The sequence below is a fragment of the Luteimonas sp. AC640a genome, assembly GCF_979256585.1.
Genome location: NZ_CEEDOV010000003.1, coordinates 80,446 through 98,220 on the forward strand (window position 1 = coordinate 80,446; position 17,775 = coordinate 98,220).

A 17,775-nucleotide genomic window follows, 5' to 3' on the forward strand; every position below is an offset into this window, starting at 1 on the left:
CGGCGCCTCAGGCAGCCAGCGCCTCGCGCACCGACTGTTCGATCACATCGATATCGGGGATCAGCGCGATGTCGTCATTGAGGCGCACGCGGGCGCGCACCGCGAACGGGAGGGCATCGCCGTCGCCGTCGGATTCGTCGAGCAGATTCGCTTCGGAAATCGTCACCAGTCGCGGGAAACCTTCGGTCAGCAGCGCGAAGAACGGCAAGCGCGCATCGCCGCCAAGCGTCTTCAGCACGACGACCTTGCTCGCCAGTTCGGCTTGTTCGTCGCCCTGCTGCGAGAGCACTGGAAACGCGACCAGCGGCAGGCGCCAACCGCGCCAGCGCATACGTCCGAGCAGCCAGTCGGGCGCATTTGCCACGGCTTCGGGCGGCGAGTAGGACAGCACTTCGGAGATCGTCGCATTGGGCAGCAGCAGTTGCGTCGCGCCGGCGCGGATCAGCACGCCGCGGATGTCTTGATGTGCGCTCACAGCGAGAGTTCTCCGGAATCGAAACGTCGCGCGCTCGGCATCCAGCGCGCGATCAGCCAGTCGGCAATATCGGTCGGGCTGCCCGACGGTCCGCCGCGCTGCGCCACCGCGCGCGCCGCGATCGGGTCGTAGCAGCCTTCTTCACTCTGGCCGCCGACCAGCGCGCCCTGCCAGGCCGGGCCCATCGCCACATCGACGAGCGCAGGATCCGCACCGCTGAGGAACAGCAGCGCGCTGTCGTCAGCCGGCACCACGTCGGCGAGACCGGTGATATCGCCCGTCTCCGCGAAACGCAGCGCACCGCCGGCTGCGCTCGGCAGCAGATCGGGTGGCAGGAAGTAGACCTCCCCCGGCGACACACTCATGCCCGCCTCGGCCAACTGCACCGGCATGGCCGTTGCGCGTTCCATCTGTCGCACGAGCCGGTCATAACGACCGCCGTCGAGTTGCAGCCGCACCAGCACTGGACGCGGGAAGCCTTCCGGCAATGCACCGAGCAACTGACGCACCGCGTCGGGGCCGCCGAGGCCGCATTCGATCAGCACCACACCCTTGACCGGCCCATGGCCGTAGCTGTCGGTATCGGTGAGGCTCAACCCGGAAATGCGCGATTCCAGATCAGACAGATCACGCTGCAGCGTCTTGGCCGGTGTCGCCGCGTCGGGCCCGTCCTCTTCGGCCGGCGCGGCCGCACGGAACGACGGCAATGCATCGCCATCGAGCAGGGTCAGCGGTTCGGACGTCGATTCGCTCGTCGTTTCGGGCACCGGCTCGACGGGCGTATCGATTGCCGTACCCGCCTCGATCGCATCCGCCACCGGCGCTTCGACCACTGTCACCGGCGCTTCCGACCACGCCGCCAGATTTTCGTTGAGATCGCGGACCTCGCCCGGCGGCGCGGCTGGCGGGGTGTAGCTCGTTTCGTCGTAGTCGGCCAGCTCGAAGTCGAAGCTGAACTCCACGGCCGGCGTCTGCACGCCCGCCGGTGCATCGAATTCGGCGGCAACCGGATCGAACACGAGATGCGTCGCCTCCTCGGAGGTCGATTCGAGCCCATGCGGCGCTTCGTCGTCCGGCATCGCCGGCGCCTGCGGCGCGACAAACGAAGCGGTGTCGGTGTGCGCGTCGAACTCCAGCGTCAGCGACGATTCGATCGGCGCATCGCTGACCGCCAACGGGGGCAGCACGTCGCCGACACCGCGCAGCTTCGCCGCCAGATGGCGGACCCAACGCGCGGCATCCCAGCCGGTGCGCTCGAGCACCAGTGCGGCTTCCTCGAAGATCACCGTGCGGCCGGGGACAGCAAACGCAGGTTCGAAGGGTTCGAGCGCGTCTTCGTCGACCGGATCGAGCACCACCACCAGCACCGACGGTGCCAGCGCGTTGAGCGCGTCCGGCGCGTGCTGCGAAGGATCCAGCGTCGCGACCAGTTCGGCGCCGGCTTCGGCCAGGCCCTCGACCACGCGGTCGCACGCCGCGCCCGGGCGTGCCAGCACGACGGTACGGATCGCGTCAGTCATCGTCGCGCTCCAGCTTCAGCAGTTCGTAGACATGGCGCAGCAACTCGGGCTCCTGGTACGGCTTGCCGAGATAGCGGTCGACGCCGATCTCGAACGCGCGTTGGCGGTGTTTCTCGCCGGTGCGCGAAGTGATCATCATGATGTGCACATCGCGCAGTCGCGGATCGGCCTTCATGTGCGTCGCCAGTTCGTAGCCGTCCATGCGCGGCATCTCGATATCGAGCAGCATCAGATCGGGCACACGCTCGTCCATGCGTTCCAGCGCGTCGAGACCGTCCTTCGCCGTGACGACCTCGAAGCTGTGGCGCTCCAGCACGCGGCCGGTGACCTTGCGCATCGTCACCGAGTCGTCGACAACCATCACCAGCGGCACCGCGCGGCGCGCGAGCGCCGGCTCCGACGCCTGCTCGGGCGCTTCGATCTGCGCGGCCTGCGTGCCGTGGCGACGCACCAGCGGTGCGATGTCGAGGATCACGACCACGCGCCCGTCGCCCATGATCGTCGCGCCGAAGATGCCCGGGATCGAGGTGATCTGCGGACCCACCGGCTTCACCACGATTTCCTTGTTGCCGACGATTTCGTCGACCGCCACCGCCGCGCGCAGCTCACCGGCGCGGATCAGCAGCAACGGCATCTGCAGCTGGCCTTCGGCACGCGCGGACGGCTGGCCGACGAGGCGACCCAGGTCGTACAGCGGATAGTCCTCGCCGCCGTAGCGATAGATCGCGCCTGGCTTGGCTTCGGCGCGCGCGATTCGACCGACACCGCGCACGGACGCGATCGGCACCGCGAAGCTGGTCTCGCCGATGCGCACGAACGCTGCCTGGGTGACCGCCAGCGTCTGCGGCAGGCGCAGCGTGAACGTAGTGCCTGCGCCATCGCGCGAGCGGATATCGAAGGTGCCGCCGAGCTGTCGCACTTCGCTGGCGACGACGTCCATGCCGACACCACGACCGGCGAGCCGGCTGACTTCGGTCGCGGTCGAGAAGCCCGGCTGCAGGATCAGTGCGTCGAGATCGATATCCGCGACCTCGGCGTTCGCCTGCAACAGCCCGCGCTCCTCGGCGCGACGGCGGATGGCAGCGCGGTCGAGGCCGGCCCCATCGTCACCGACCTCCAGCACCACTTCCGAGCCCTCGCGTCTAACCGCGATGTGGACGCTGCCCTCATCGGCCTTGCCGGCACTGCGACGCGCGGCGGGCGCCTCCAGGCCGTGCGCGACCGCGTTGCGCAGCATGTGCTCCAGCGGCGACACCATGCGTTCGAGCACGTTGCGGTCCAGCTCGCCCTGCGTGCCTTCCAGACGCAGCTGCACCTGCTTGCCGGTGTCCTGCGCGGCCTGGCGCACCACGCGACGCAAACGCGGCACGAGACCGTCGAACGGCACCATGCGCGTGCGCATCAGGCCTGCCTGCAGATCCGAACTGACCCGCGACTGTTGCGTCAGCAGCGTCTCGTACTGGCTGGTCTGATCGTCGAGCATCTGCTGCAGACTGCCGAAGTCGGACGCGGTCTCGCTGAGCGCACGCGAGAGCTGCTGCAGTGTCGAGAACCGGTCGAGTTCCAGCGGATCGAAGGTGGTGTCGCTGGATTCGCCTTCGCGCTGGTAACGCGCGACGATCTGCGCTTCGGTCTCGCTGTCGAGTCGGCGCAGCTGGTCGCGCAGACGCGTATTGGTCTGCGCGAGTTCGTGCATCGCACCACGGAACGCGCCCAGCTGCTGTTCCAGACGTGCGCGATAGATCGCGACCTCGCCGGCGTAGGTGACCAGCTTGTCGAGCAGATCGGCGCGAATGCGCACCTGCTCCTGCGAGCCGCGCAACGCGTTGTCATCGTCCTCGCTTTCACCTGCATCGAGGGGCAGCGGTGCGGACAGCGGTGCCAGTTCGATCGTCTTCGCGACGTCGGTCGGCGCGGGCGAGACGATCGGCGTATCGCCCGGTCCCTTGCCGTTGAACGCATCGACCAAGGCCTGCGAGGGCCCGATCGCACGGCGGTCGCCGGCACGCGTCACCATCGTGTGCAGGCGATCGAAGCCCCGTTCGAGCAGCATCACGTCGCCGCGGCGCAGCGTGCGCTGACGCTCGGCCACAGATTCGAGCAGGGTCTCCATCGCATGACCCAGCTCGCCGATCTCCATCAGGCCGGCCATGCGCGCGCCGCCCTTGAGCGTGTGCAGATCGCGCTGCAGACCGGCGACCGCGTCACGGTTGTCCGGCGCGACACGCAACTGCGCCAGCAACGCGTCGGAATGGTCGAGCAGGTCGATGCCTTCCTCGACGAAAATGTCGATCAGCTCCGGGTCGAGACCGTCGAGCACCAGCGCGGCGTCGGGGTCGTCTTCGCTGACCGGCAGATCGTCGGGAGATGCTGCGCCGTCGGGATCGACCGGGGAGTCGGCCTGGGCGTCTGCTGTGCCGGCATGCGCCGCGTCGTCGACCGTATCGGCCAGCGATGCGTCGATCTCGGACGGCGGCGCAGCTGCGGCGGTGTCGACTTCACGATCGCCCGTCCGTGTGTCGGCTTCGATGTCCGGCGCGGCCGTCGTCGTGTCGTCGCCATCGACTACCGCGTCATCGTTTTCAAGCGGATCGGCGGCCGCGTCCGCGGGGCCTTCCACATCGATTACATCGACCTGTTCCGGCGCATCGGTGTCGGCATCGGTAGCGGCGTCGACCGATTCGATCTCCGTCTCGACATCGAACGGGGCGACGTCGATTCCGTCCCCATCGACGGCGTCCGGAACGGTTTCGACCGTTTCTGACGCAGCCAGCGCCTCCCGGGCTGTCGCTTCCGCATCCTGTAGACGACGTGCACTTTCGTCCGCGTCGAAGCGGGCACGCTCCGCGCCCAGCACGCTGGCGTCGATCTGCGCCTGACGCCGCAGCCTCTCGAAGACCTCGATCGCGATCCGAGTGGCCTCGGTCTGACGCACGTCGTCCGCTTCGGTATCTTCCGTTGCGTCCAGATCCGATGCCGCAGCGACGTCGTCCGTCTCCACAACCTGCTCGGCCGCCAGATATGCCTGCGCACGCTGCTCGGCTTCGACTCGTTCCGTTTCCGCACGCTCGATCTCGAGGTGCGCGAGCGCGGCCTGCTCGGCTTCTTCCTGCGCAGCGCGCGCAACGGCAAGCCGCTCTTCTTCCAGTCGCTCGGACTCGACACGTTCGGCTTCGAGTCGTGCGAATTCTGCCTGCTCGGCTTCTTCCTGTGCGACTCGCTCGGCCGCGAGACGTTCCTGTTCCAGACGCTCGGTCTCGAGACGCTCGGCTTCGATCCTTGCCGCTTCTGCCTGCTCGGCTTCTTCCTGTGCGAGACGCTCGGCCGCGATGCGCGCCTGCTCCAGACGCTCGGATTCGAGACGCGCCGCTTCCGCCCGCTCAGCCTGTTCCTGCGCAAGACGCTCGGCTTCGAGCCGTTCCTGCTCAAGACGTACATGCTCGATGCGCTCGGATTCGAGGCGCTCGGCTTCTGCTTGTTCGCCTTCTTCCTGCGCAAGACGCTCGGCTTCGAGTCGTTCCTGCTCCAGACGTGCATGCTCGATGCGCTCGGATTCAAGGCGCTCGACTTCTGCTTGTTCGGCTTCCGCCAGCGCGGCGCGCTCTGCGTCAAGTCGTTCCTGCTCGCGACGCTCGGCCTCCCCACGCTCGACTTCAAGTCGCTCGCGTTCCGTGTGATCGGCGGCTCCCTGCGCAACGCGCTCGCCGTCGAGACGTTCGGCGTCCAGTTCCGCCTGCTCGTGGCCACCGTCGTCGTCGAGTGCGATCGATGTCGAATCGGACAGGTCGTCCAGCGCGTCAATGTCGTCGGGCAGATCGAATTCGAAACGCTCGACCGGTGCTTCGGGCAGACGGTCGCGCAGCGCGCCGACCTGACTGGCCAATGCGGTCAACACCGCGATGCGCGGCTCCGGTTCGTGCAGCTGACGCAGAGCCTCGCGGGCGGCGACGCAGACCGCATCCAGCAGCGGCGCGACATCGGCATCCGGCGCAGTGCCGGCCGCGACCAGCCGCCGTGCGTACTCTTCGGCCGGTCCGAGCAGCAGGCCAATCGCGGGCACTTCGGCCATCGCGAAGGCGCCATGCATTGTGTGCAACGCGCGCAGCAGGCGTTCGCCGTCAGCGGGCAGGCCCGAATCGATCGCGCCGAGCCAGTCGCCGACGGTCTGCAGATGACCCTGTATTTCGTTGTCGAGGATTTCCAGCAACAGCGCGTCGACGGAGGCGGGGACCGTCTCGATCGCTTCGGCCTCGGCAGCAACACTCGCGGCCTCAGCGAGGCCGGCGTTCGCGTCGTCTTGTACTGCAGCAGCCGTACTGCCATCAGCCTCGGCAGCGACGGGTGCTTCGGCATCCGTCGCTTCGCTCATCTCGGCAGCCGCCAGAGCGGCGGGCCGCACCGGCAAAGCGTCGTCACCAGCAGCGATGCGCGCCGCATTGGCCTGCATCGTGTCCAGGTCGGCGCGAAGCGTGGCTTCGCCGCGCAACACCGCCTGCAGCTCGGGCAGCGCATAGAACGCCTGGTCGACCATCTCGATGACGGCCGGCGTCGCCGGACGGCCTTCGATCACACGGTTGAGCAGAGTTTCGATCGACCAGCTGAACTCGCCCAGCGCCTTCGCGCCGACCAGCCGGCCGCTCCCCTTGAGCGTGTGGAAGACGCGCCGGATCGGGCGCACGCGTTCGATGTTGTCCGGCTGCGCGCGCCACGGTGGCAGCAGGGCGTCAAGATTCTCGATCTCGCCGGCGAACTCCTCGAGGAACACTTCACGGATCTCGTCGTCGATCTCGTCGCCGACATCCTCGAACCCGCCGGCGACATTGCACGCAGTCGAGGGTGCGGCCGCAAGCGGCGCTTCCACTGCCTCGACGACCGGCGCAGGCGTCTGCTCGACCACAGCAGCCGGTCGTTTCCACGCATCGATGCCGCGCGCGAGCTGTTCGAGATCGATCCCGGCCGCGCTTGCGTCGTCGAACTGGTTCGTATCGACGGACACGTCTTCGGTGATGCTCGCAGCCGGCAACGGCCAGTAGCCCAGCGCTTCCAGTGCGCTGCGCGCGATGTCGAGGATGTCGGCGCGATTCGGGCGCTGCTCACGCAGCGCTTCGAGGTAGTACTCCAGGCTCGCCAGAGCATCGGCAAAGGTGTCGAGCTGGCGACCGTTGGGCACGCGCTGGCGCGCGATCAGTTCGCGCTCCGCGTACAGACGCACGCCAGACAGATAGCTCGCGGCCTGCGGCAACTCCAGCATCGCCAGCGCACCGCCGACTTCGGCCAGCAGGCGCGGGACTTCCTCCAGTTCTGCGTGGTCCCAGCTGGTCTCGACGAACGCGACCAGTGCCTGACGCGCGTCGGAGAAATTTGCGATGGCCTCACGGACCAGCACCGCCATCGACTGCTGCGCCTCGACGGCGAGTGTGTCGTCGGAGCCGTCAGTGGCCTCGGCGCCGAGGCGCGAGACCTGGTCGTCGAGCGTCGCGTCGACATACAGCAGCGCGCCGGCCACATCGAGCAGCGTGTCTTCGCTGGCCGGCGTGGCGCCTTCGACGATGCCGCGCATCGTGTCGCGCTGCTGCTGCACCACGCTTCGCGCCGCACCCAGACCCAGCATGCCGAGCGTATCGGCGACGCCGGCCAGCATCTCGACCTGCGGTTGCAGGCCGACAATGTCGGTCGAGCCGGTGCGCAGATGCAGATCCAGCGCGTCCTTGACCCGCAGCAGATCTTCCTTGACCGCGGCCGCGACGGTGCCCAGCAGCGCGCGGTTGCGGCCACCCAGGCTGCCGCGGGCATGTTCGAGTTCGGCCTCGCTCGGCAGTTGCGCCTGCAGGTCGAAGGCCTCGCGCAGCGCGTCAAGCGCGGGATGCGCGGCGTCACTGTGAGCGACGTGATAGAGCAGCTGACGCGTGGGTTCCTGGGCCCCGTCGGCCAGTGCGGCGTCGAGACGCGGCGACTGCGCGTACTGCCGCACCTCGCGCTCGACACCCGCGAACACCTGCCGCAACGCGGGATGCAGGGTCGTCGCGAACGCGTCGTCGGCCAATGCATCTGCCACACGCGAGGCGACCCACAACATGCGTCGCTGGGTTTCGGCGCCGGCCTGCGAAGCCAATGTCGACAGTCCGGACACCAACGCGCCGACATCGCCCGGGCTGCCCGTCGCAGGCCAGGCCTGCAGCGCGACACGCAACTGGCGCAGCGCAGCGTCGGGATCGATGCCGGCATCTTCGACCGGCGCGGTATCGGGCAATGCGCGCGCCAGATCGGGCGCGAACAGGATGCTTTCGCTCAGTCCGGCTTCGCCGCGTGCGGCGCGCAGTTCGTTGAGCAGCGGAAGCAGCACGATCGGGATGTCGCGATGACCGCCCTGCAGGCGCTCGAGGTAATCGGGCAGCAGCAGCATGCCGCGCAGCAGCGCGGCCGAGGCGATGTCGCGATCGGCGGTGGCGTCGTCGCGCAACGCATCGGCGAGCCGCTCCATCTCCTCGACGACCATCGCCGGTGCATACAACTCGACCATGCGCAGCGTGCCTTGCGCCTGGTGCAGATACCCGGCGCACAGGCGCATGCGGCCCGGATCGTCCGGCGCTTCGACGAAGCTCTCCAGTTCGATCCGTGCCTGGCGCAGCACTTCGTCCAGCTCCGGCTTGATCCAGCCGAGCATGGTGTGGTCGATGGCATCGCGCAGCCCGCTCATGCGGCGGCTCCGCACAGGACGCCGCGCGCACGCGCGCGAATGAAGCAGACGGTCATGAAATCCGTTCCGTGGCTCAGGCCGGCAGCTTGAAGTCGGCGACCGAACGACGCAGGTCGGCGGCGAGCTGCGCGAGGTTGCCGATCGACGTCGCGGTCTGGTTCGCGCCCTGCGAGGTTTGCTTGGTAATCGACTGGATCGTATGCATGGCCGTGGTGATGTTGGTCGCGGCCGAGGACTGCTGGTGCGCCGCCGAAGAGATGCCCTGGATGAGATCGGCGAGGCTGGTCGACACGCTTTCGATTTCGCCCAGCGCGGTACCGGCGTCCTCGGCCAGACGGGCGCCGGCGACCACTTCGGACGTGGTCTGTTCCATCGACGTCACGGCTTCGTTGGTGTCGGACTGGATCGTCTGCACCAGCGTTTCGATACGGCGTGTCGCATTGGTCGCGCGTTCCGCGAGGCGTTGCACTTCGTCGGCCACGACCGCGAACCCGCGGCCGGCTTCACCGGCAGACGCCGCCTGGATGGCGGCGTTGAGCGCCAGGATGTTGGTCTGCTCGGAGATGTCGTTGATCAGTTCGACGATCGAGCCGATCTCCTGCGAGCTTTCGCCCAGCCGCTTGATGCGCTTCGAGGTTTCCTGAATCTGGTCACGAATCGAGTCCATACCGGCGATCGTCTCGCGCACCACGCCCGCGCCCTTGGTCGCGATCTGCACCGAGCGCTGCGCCACGTCGGCCGATTCGGCGGAGTTCTTCGACACCTGGTCGATGCTGACCGCGATCTCGTTGATCCGGTCCGACGCGGAATTGATTTCCTGTTCCTGATGCTCGGCGGCTTCGGCCAGATGCATCGCGGTGGCCTGGGTTTCCTGCGCACTGGAAGCGACCTGCACCGAGGTGTCATTGATCGTCTGGACGAGGCTGCGCAGCTGCTCGATCGCGAAGTTGATCGAGTCGGCGATCGCGCCGGTCATGTCTTCGGTGACCGTTGCCTTGACCGTCAGGTCGCCCTCGGCGAGCGAACCCATTTCGTCCAGCAGGCGCATGATCGCCTCCTGGTTACGGTTGTTGAGTTCCATCGTCGTCTCGTAGCGCTCGCGCTGCGCGCGGTTCAGCGAGACCAGCAGACCGGCGATGGCAACCAGTGCGATCAGGCCGGCAACGATGCTGATCCAGATGTTGCCGAGGATGCTGCGGTCGGTCATCGAGCCGAACGCGGTGAAGGCGTTGAACAGCGATTCGCTGTCGGTCAGCAACTGGTCCGAGCCGGTCACCAGTGCGCTGGCCGCGGCCTGCGCCTGGAACAATTGCTCACTGCTGCCGAGGATGGCTTCGAGTTCGGCGCGCATCTGCGCCCACGCCTCGTCGGCGCGGGTCAGCGCGGCGAGCGCATTGCCATTCGTGAGCGCCTGCAGTTCGCGCGACGGGTCGCCCTCGCGCAGACCAGTCATGACCTGCTGGAAATCTTCCGCATTGCGACGCAGGCCCTGGCCCGCGATCGCCGCGCCGGCGCCGCCGGACTGCACCTCGGTCACACGGCGCGCCATGTCGCCGGCGATCACCACCTGGCGCAGCGCCATGTAGACCTGCGAAGACGGCGAGCCGCTGCTCGACATCGCGCGTACCAGTTCGTCGAGCAATGCCTGCAGCTGCGGCACGCCCTGGCTGAAGCGCTGCGCCTGGCCCGCGAACGCGGTGACCGCCGCTTCGCTGTCGGCGAGCCGCTGCGCGCTGGCACCGAGCGGTGTCCAGGTTTCGGTCACCTTGGCAACCGCGCCGGACACGCCGGGCGTGTCGCCATAGCTGGCGTTGAGTTGCTGGATGTCGCCATCGATCTGCGCGCGCGTGGCCTTGAAGGTGGCGAACGCCGCCGCGTTGCCGCGGACTGCGTCGCTGCCCTGGTTGGCCAGACGCTGACTGTCCACGCGCAGGTTCGAGGCCGAGGTGCTGGCGCCGCCGAGCGCCGAGGCTTTCCACGTGCCGTAACCGGTGTTGAGGACCAGGATCGCGCCGGCCACGATCAGCACCACGACCCAGAAATTCGTGCCGAAGGTGCGACGTTTGATGGCGAGAGTATCGACGGCTGTGCTCATGCGGGGTGTCCGTTCCTGATGCTGTGTGCGACGACGGCCATCAGGCCGCAGCGTGTCTGAATTCCGGGGTGCGACCGAGACGTTCAAGGCTGAAGACGCCCCAGGTCGCATTGGCATGCGCGTACGCGCGCTCGACGAAATGGCTGTAGCGGCCTTCGGCGATGCGGTCGGCCGAGACCTCGTCTTCCTCGAGGAAACTGCGTTGGCCGAACAGTTCGTCGATCGTCAGCGCGACGTCGCCGCCGGGCTGCCGCACGATCAGCAGGCGCTGGCTTTCCTGAAGCACCGTGCGCTCGCCTTCGAGAAACTGCTTGAGGTCGACGATCGGCAACAGGCTGCCGCGGATGTTGGCGACGCCGAGCACCCACGGTTGCGCGCCGGGCACCGGCGTGACCGGCGGCATCGGCAGGATCTCGATGACCTCGTCGAACGACGAGGCCAGCATGCGCCGGCCGATGCGATAGCCCACGCCGCGCCACAGGCCGGGCGCGTCGAGCTCGTCTGGCAGGCCGACGCTGTGCGCCAGGCTGCGCCGCTCGTATTCGGCCAGCAATGCGAACGCACCCGTGGTGGGCACTTCGACGGCGTGCTCGGTGGACATCACCCCGCCAGAACCGCGTTGACCTGACTGATCAGCGCGTCCTCGGTCGGCGGCTTGACGATGTAGCCCTTCGCACCCTGGCGCAGGCCCCACATCTTGTCCGTTTCCATGCCCTTGGTGCTGATGATGATGACCGGGATGCCGGATGTTTCGGCGTCCTTGGCCAGCGCACGCGTGGCCTGGAAGCCACTCATGCCCGGCAAGACCACATCCATCAGCACGAGGTCGGGGCGTTCGCGTTTGCACGCGACGATGCCGTCCTCGGCGTTGCCCGACGCGGTGACCTGATGCCCGTGGCGTTCCAGCCACTGGGTCAGCACCGCGGTATCGGTGGGCGAATCCTCGATCAACAGGATGCGTGCCATGCCCTGCTCTCCCCTGATCAGGCGGTGACGTGCGTACGGATCGCGTCGAGGAGTTCCTCGCGCGTGAATGGTTTGGTGACGTACTGCTCGGAGCCGACGATGCGGCCGCGGGCCTTGTCGAACAGGCCGTCCTTGGAGGACAGCATGATCACCGGTGTATTGCGGAACACCTGGTTGTTCTTGATCAGCGCGCAGGTCTGATACCCATCCAGGCGCGGCATCATGATGTCCACGAAGATGATCTGCGGCTTCTGGTCGGCGATCTTGGCGAGCGCCTCGAATCCATCGACGGCGGTGACAACCTCGGCCCCTTCGCGACGCAGCAGCGTCTCGGCGGTGCGCCGGATGGTCTTCGAGTCGTCGATCACCATCACCCGCAAGCCATCGAGGCTGCCGGAGGACGGCTTGTCGTCACTGGTCATGCATTCTCCCCTGGTGCGCGGCGCGGGACTTCGCGCGCCGATGCAGGACGGAGTTATACCGCGGCCCGGCGCTGTCCTGTCAAGATTTTCACGCGCTTTGTGCGCAGCGCCTCGAAATACGGCGGGCACGGCACGGGAACAGCCCCTGATAAGATCGTGCGTCCCTATTCCGCAGGTCGTACGCATGTCCCTGGATGTCGTCGTGGTGATGGACCCGATCGGGTCGATCAAGATCGCCAAGGACTCGACGTTCGCGATGCTGCTCGAAGCGCAGCGTCGCGGCCATCGCCTGCATTACGTGATGCCTGGTGGTCTGGCGATGACCGGCGGCGAAGCGGTCGCGCGCACCGCGCCGCTGACCGTGCGCGAAGACGCCAGCGACTTCTACACCCTCGGCACCCCCGCGCTGCGCCGCTTCGGCGACGGCGACGTGGTGCTGATGCGCAAGGATCCGCCGGTCGATCCGGAGTTCGTCGGCGACACGCAGATCCTCGGCGTCGCGCAGCGGCAGGGCGCGATGATCGTCAACGATCCGCAGGGCCTGCGCGACATGAACGAGAAACTGGGCGCGCTGGCGTTTCCGCAGTGCTGTCCGCCGACGCTTGTCAGCCGCGACGCGCCTTCGCTGAAGGCCTTCGTCGCCGAACATCGCGACGCCGTGCTCAAGCCGCTCGACGGCATGGGCGGTCGTTCGATCTTCCGCGCTGTCGCCGGCGACGCCAACCTCAACGTGATTCTGGAAACGCTGACCGACGGCGGCCGTCGCCTGGCGATGGCGCAGCGCTACTTGCCGGAGATCGTCGATGGCGACAAGCGCATCCTGCTGATCGACGGCGTGCCGGTCGACTACTGTCTGGCACGGATCCCGCAGGGCGACGAGTTCCGCGGCAACCTCGCGGTCGGTGGCCGCGGTGAAGCGCGTCCGCTGAGCGAGCGTGATCGCTGGATCGCTGCGCAGGTCGGCCCGACGCTCGCCGCGCGCGGCATGCGCTTCGTCGGGCTGGATGTCATCGGCGACTGGCTGACCGAGGTCAACGTCACCAGTCCGACCTGCATCCGCGAAATCGACGCGGCCTACGGCACCAACATCGCCGGCCTGCTGTTCGATGCGATCGAGCGCGGCCCGGTCGCGACGCACACGCCCTGACGCGCTTCGCGACGCCGACGATGCAGGCCGCCGCGCCGCCTCCGCAGATCGACGACGGCGCGCGCCTCGGTGCGACGCTGGTGCTGTCGCTGCTGGTCCACGGCCTGCTGGTGCTCGGCATCGGTTTCGCGACCGAGGACGCCGCGCCGGTGATGCCGACGCTGGACGTGATCCTGACCGAGACCACCAGCCCGCTGACCCAGGCCCAGGCCGACTTCCTCGCCCAGGCCAGCAACCAGGGCGGCGGTGAGCACGAGCAGACCAACCGCCCGCGTGAGGCGCAGATCGGCCAGGTGCCGCAGGACACGACCGGCGTCGCACCGATGGAACTGCGCGCGCAGTCGCCGGACGCGCAGCCACCGCCGCTCGACCGCGTGGTCGCGAGCACGCGCGGCGAGACGGCGTTGCCTGTCGAAGATCCGACCACGCAGACCGATCCCTCGACGCTGCCGCGCGGGCCGGAGAAGATCGAGCGCGATCTGGAAATGGCACGGCTCGCGGCCGAGATCCACATGCGTTCGGAGCGCTACGCCCGCCGGCCCAAGCGCAAGTTCGTCTCGGCGAGCACGCAGGAATACGCGTACGCCGCGTACCTGCGGCAATGGGTGGACCGCGTCGAGCGCGTCGGCAATCTCAACTATCCCGACGAAGCGCGGCGCCGGCAGCTCGCCGGTGAACTGGTGATCAGCGTGGCGATCCGCCGCGACGGTTCGGTGGAGCGCGCCGACATCATCCGCAGCAGCGGCACAGCGATGCTCGACGACGCTGCGTTGCGTATCGCGCGGCTGGCGGAGCCCTATCCGCCGTTGCCAGCGACGGATGACGAGATCGATGTGTTGCACGTCACCCGGACCTGGAATTTCTTACCGGGCGGCGAGTTGATCGACGATCGCTGAGGGGCCGTCGATTCCTGCGGGGAGCGTCCAACGGTTCGCGTGTCCTGCAAGACCCTAGAGCTTCCGCCAACCGAAGCCATCGCCCGTCCGCCAGAACACGCCGCGGGCCTGGCCGTAGATCGCCGCAGCCGGCACGAAGCCGAAGTAGCGCCCGTCGATACTGGCACCGCGATGGTCGCCCAGCACCAGCACCTGCCCGTCAGGCACACGTAGCGCGTTGAGGTCCGGGCCGCCGCCGGCGTCGAGATTCAGCGTAACCTGCACATCGCCAAAGTCTTCCGGCGCATCAGGCTGCCCGGCGAGCGGCGTACCGTTGATCGCCAGGCGGCCGTCGACGAGATCGACGCGGTCACCACCGACTGCAACCACGCGCTTGATCAGACGAATGCCATCGGACGGCGAGCGGAATACGACGACATCACCGCGCGCCGGGGTATCGCCGCCCCACACCGCCCATTGCGTGAACGGCACACGCAGGCCATAGGACCGCATGTCGACAACGACGCGGTCGCCCGGCAACAGCGTGGGCTCCATTGAACCGCTGGGCACGTAGTAGTGGTTGGCCAGCGAGGAACGCGCGACCAGCAGCAGGCCGAGCAGACAGACCAGCGGCAGGCCTTCACGGCGCAACCAGCCACGCAAGCGCGCGCCGCGCTGACTGGCGCGCCAGGGTGAGGGAGGCGGGGACGTCGCGGTCATAAGCGCTTCCAGGCGGGCTTGGTGTCAGACCGCGCCCGGCGTGCCGGGTTCCGCCGCGCGGCGGGACGCGCGCAGGGCGATCTGTTCGACGAGGGTCAGCGCGACGTTGTCGCGCAGGTAGACGGGCTCGACGCGCTCGGGCGCGATTGCGTCGCCACGTGCGAATGCCGCAGCTGCAATGTGCGCGAGATCCGCCGCGCGCGGCAGCGCGGTCGCGTCGATCCGCGCGAAGTGCGCGCGCAGACGCGACTGCAATGCACCGTCGACAGCCGAGAAACCGGTGCCGACGCCCGACCACGCGGTGGCATTGCCCGGCAGTTCGACTGCATCGGGCGCGGACACACGCGCCGGACCGAGCGCACGCAGGCCATCGGCTTCGTGGACGAACGCCTGGCTGTAGACCTCGCCCATGCGCGCGTCGATCGCGGCCAGGACCTGCGTGCCTGGCGCAGCCTGCGCGCGCATCGCCAGCACTTCCAGCGTGGAGCGCGCGACGACCGGTCGATCGAGCGCCAGTGCGATGCCCTGCACCAGTGCGATCGCCAGACGCACGCCGGTGAACGCACCCGGGCCGCGGCCGACGGCCACCGCATCGAGCTGGCTGCGCGCGATCCCGGCCTCTTTCAACAGCGCCTCCGCCCACGGCAGTGCGAGTTCGGCGTGTCGGCGCGGCGCGATCTCGAAACGCTCGAGCACACGGCCGTCGTCCCAGATGGCGACGGAGCAGGCTTCGGTGGCGGTTTCGAACGCGAGCAGTTTCATCAGGACAGGATTTCGGAAGTCGGGACGGAGGATTCGGACGGCGTGTCCACTGGCATTGTCGCAGGCACCGGCGCTTCGCGGCTCGCGAAGAACGCGGCGACGGTCGACAGTTCCCGGGTGCGCGGCAGCGGCGGCAGCGAATCGAGGAACACCCCGCCGTAGCTGCGGCCGAGCAGACGTGGATCGCACAGCACCAGCACACCACGATCGAATTCGGTGCGGATCAGGCGACCCACGCCCTGCTTGAGTGCGATCACCGCCTGCGGCAACTGCTCGTCGCGGAACGGGTTGCCGCCCGCGCGGCGGATTGCGTCCAGACGCGCCTCGAACACCGGATCGTCGGGGGCGGCGAACGGCAGCTTGTCGATGACGACGACGCTCAGCGCATCGCCGGCGACGTCGACGCCTTCGCGGAAACTCGCTGCGCCCAGCAGCACGCCATTCCCCGACTCGCGGAAGCGCTGCAGCAACACATGGCGCGGCGCCTCGCCCTGCACGAACAACGGCCAGGGACAGTCGCGGCTGCCGTCGCGCAGCAACGCCGCGGTCTCGCGCAGGGCGCGATGCGAGGCGAACAGCAGGAACGCACGACCTGCCGAGGCTTCGAGTACCGGCAGCACCGCATCGACGACCGCGCGCGTGTAGTCCTGCGCCGAAGGTTGCGGCAGTTTCGGCGGCAGATAGCACAGCGCCTGATGCGGCCAGTCGAACGGGCTCGGCGTCAGCAGGGTCTGCGGCGCTTCGATGCCCAGGCGTTCGGCGATGTGATCGAAGTGGCCGTCGACTGCCAGCGTGGCCGAGGTGAAGATCCACGCCGCGCCCGACGCTTCGCGATGCGTGCGCAATGGCGCCGAGACATCCAGCGGCGTGCGCTGCAGGCGGAAGCCGCGCGGGGTGAGCTCGTACCACAGCACGCCCTCATCGAGCGGCGGCGCGTCGGCGTTCTCGACAGGCGTTTCGTCGTCGAACATCGAATCCGCCGCCGCGCTGCCGTCGTTCCAGCGCCGGAGCTTGGTGACGAACGTCTGTGCGCGAGCGTGGCAACTGTCGAAACCGGGCGAGGCTTCGCGCAGCGGGCCGAGCGCATCGCGCAGATGCAACAGTGCATCGTCGAGCGCATGCAGCGCGTCCTCGACTGCAGGCTCGTACAGCGCGCGATAGCGCGTACCACGCGGCGGCAGCCCGTCCATCGCCGTGCGCAGTGCGCGCGTCGCTTCTTCCAGCGCATGCGCCGGCGACTGCAGCACCGGCAACGCGCCAGGCACCTCTTTGCATTCGGCGATCGCATCGCGCGCCAGCTCGACCAGCGGCCGCGCGCTCATGCCCTCGCCGAAAAACTGCGCGGCGAGTTCCGGCAGCTGGTGGGCCTCGTCGACGATGAACACCTGCGCGCCCGGCAGGATTTCGCCGAAGCCTTCCTGCTTCAGTGCCAGATCGGCCAGCAGCAGATGGTGGTTGACCACGACCACATCGGCCGCCTGCGCGCGCTGGCGCGCCTGCACGAGAAAGCACTCGCTCCAGAACGGACAGTCGTTGCCGAGGCAGTTGTCGATGGTCGAGGTGACCAGCGGCAGCAGCGGCGTGTCTTCGGGCAGGCCGTCGAGTTCGGCCATGTCGCCCATGCGCGTGCGCGCGGCCCAGGCGACGATACGCTGGAACTGGTGGATCTGTTCGCGCGAAGCCAGCCGCGGTTCGCCGCGCGCCTGCTCGAGGCGATACAGACACAGATAATTCGCGCGGCCCTTGAGCAGCGCGCTGCGCAGTCCACTGCCGAGCGCATCGCGTACGCGCGGCAGATCGCGGTGGAACAGCTGGTCCTGCAGTGCGCGTGTGCCGGTCGAGACGATCGTCTTCAGCCCCGACAGCAGCGCCGGCACCAGATACGCGAAGGTCTTGCCGGTGCCGGTGCCGGCCTCGGCCAGCAGCGTGGCCCGCTGGTCGATCGCATCGGCGACTGCCATCGCCAGCGACTGCTGGGCGACGCGCGGCCGGAACGCGGGAATCCGTTCCGCCAGCAGGCCGCCTTCGACGAGCGCCTCGCGGCTGCGGTCCGCGAGGCGGGCGTCACGCGCGTCGAGCACGGGCCCGGCCGGTGG

General features: G+C 68.2%; 11 protein-coding genes and 2 pseudogenes. 2 read left to right on the top strand and 11 right to left on the bottom strand.

Annotated elements, in window-relative coordinates:
- Positions 1–7 precede the first annotated feature (7 nt).
- The 8 genes and pseudogenes from ACZ9YD_RS01930 to pilG form a co-directional block, all read right to left on the bottom strand.
- Positions 8–475, bottom strand: coding sequence for a chemotaxis protein CheW (locus ACZ9YD_RS01930; RefSeq protein ID WP_465073450.1), 468 nt, complete (start codon positions 473–475; stop codon positions 8–10).
- Complete coding sequence (locus ACZ9YD_RS01935) at positions 472–1,995, bottom strand: chemotaxis protein CheB (RefSeq protein WP_465073451.1); 1,524 nt, start codon at positions 1,993–1,995, stop codon at positions 472–474. Before ACZ9YD_RS01935 ends, ACZ9YD_RS01930 begins: the two co-directional genes overlap by 4 nt.
- Positions 1,988–5,614 (bottom strand): annotated as a pseudogene (locus tag ACZ9YD_RS01940) (response regulator); the annotation flags it as partial. The pseudogene ACZ9YD_RS01940 and the gene ACZ9YD_RS01935, both read right to left, overlap by 8 nt.
- Before the next feature lie 450 nt (positions 5,615–6,064).
- Positions 6,065–8,659: pseudogene (locus ACZ9YD_RS01945) on the bottom strand (Hpt domain-containing protein); the annotation flags it as partial.
- 106 nt (positions 8,660–8,765) lie between these two features.
- A complete protein-coding gene (locus ACZ9YD_RS01950; RefSeq protein ID WP_465073452.1) occupies positions 8,766–10,787 on the bottom strand; it encodes a methyl-accepting chemotaxis protein in 2,022 nt (673 codons plus the stop codon).
- Between the two features lie 40 nt (positions 10,788–10,827).
- Positions 10,828–11,388, bottom strand: a complete 561-nt coding sequence (locus ACZ9YD_RS01955) for a chemotaxis protein CheW (protein ID WP_465073453.1) — start codon at positions 11,386–11,388, stop codon at positions 10,828–10,830.
- Positions 11,388–11,753, bottom strand: coding sequence for a response regulator transcription factor (locus tag ACZ9YD_RS01960; protein WP_465073454.1), 366 nt, complete (start codon positions 11,751–11,753; stop codon positions 11,388–11,390). Before ACZ9YD_RS01960 ends, ACZ9YD_RS01955 begins: the two co-directional genes overlap by 1 nt.
- A 17-nt stretch (positions 11,754–11,770) precedes the next feature.
- Positions 11,771–12,175 (bottom strand): twitching motility response regulator PilG, encoded by a 405-nt coding sequence (pilG, locus tag ACZ9YD_RS01965; protein ID WP_232134368.1) that lies wholly within the window; start codon positions 12,173–12,175, stop codon positions 11,771–11,773.
- 184 nt (positions 12,176–12,359) lie between these two features.
- Here pilG and gshB point away from each other — a divergent pair, with 184 nt between their 5' ends.
- Both gshB and ACZ9YD_RS01975 read left to right on the top strand, forming a co-directional pair.
- Positions 12,360–13,322 carry a glutathione synthase gene (gene gshB / locus ACZ9YD_RS01970; RefSeq protein ID WP_465073455.1) on the top strand — a complete coding sequence of 321 codons (963 nt, stop codon included), beginning with the start codon at positions 12,360–12,362 and terminating at the stop codon, positions 13,320–13,322.
- Between the two features lie 20 nt (positions 13,323–13,342).
- A complete protein-coding gene (locus tag ACZ9YD_RS01975; protein WP_465073456.1) occupies positions 13,343–14,218 on the top strand; it encodes an energy transducer TonB in 876 nt (291 codons plus the stop codon).
- Positions 14,219–14,272: 54 nt separating this feature from the next.
- Here ACZ9YD_RS01975 and lepB read toward each other — a convergent pair whose 3' ends face one another.
- From lepB to ACZ9YD_RS01990, 3 genes are read right to left on the bottom strand one after another with little or no spacing between them, the layout of a single operon-like run.
- Positions 14,273–14,917, bottom strand: coding sequence for a signal peptidase I (lepB, locus tag ACZ9YD_RS01980; RefSeq protein ID WP_465073457.1), 645 nt, complete (start codon positions 14,915–14,917; stop codon positions 14,273–14,275).
- A 24-nt stretch (positions 14,918–14,941) separates the two neighbouring features.
- Complete coding sequence (gene tsaB, locus ACZ9YD_RS01985) at positions 14,942–15,679, bottom strand: tRNA (adenosine(37)-N6)-threonylcarbamoyltransferase complex dimerization subunit type 1 TsaB (protein ID WP_465073458.1); 738 nt, start codon at positions 15,677–15,679, stop codon at positions 14,942–14,944.
- Positions 15,679–17,760, bottom strand: coding sequence for an ATP-dependent DNA helicase (locus ACZ9YD_RS01990; protein ID WP_465073459.1), 2,082 nt, complete (start codon positions 17,758–17,760; stop codon positions 15,679–15,681). Before ACZ9YD_RS01990 ends, tsaB begins: the two co-directional genes overlap by 1 nt.
- Between the last annotated feature and the right edge of the window lie 15 nt (positions 17,761–17,775).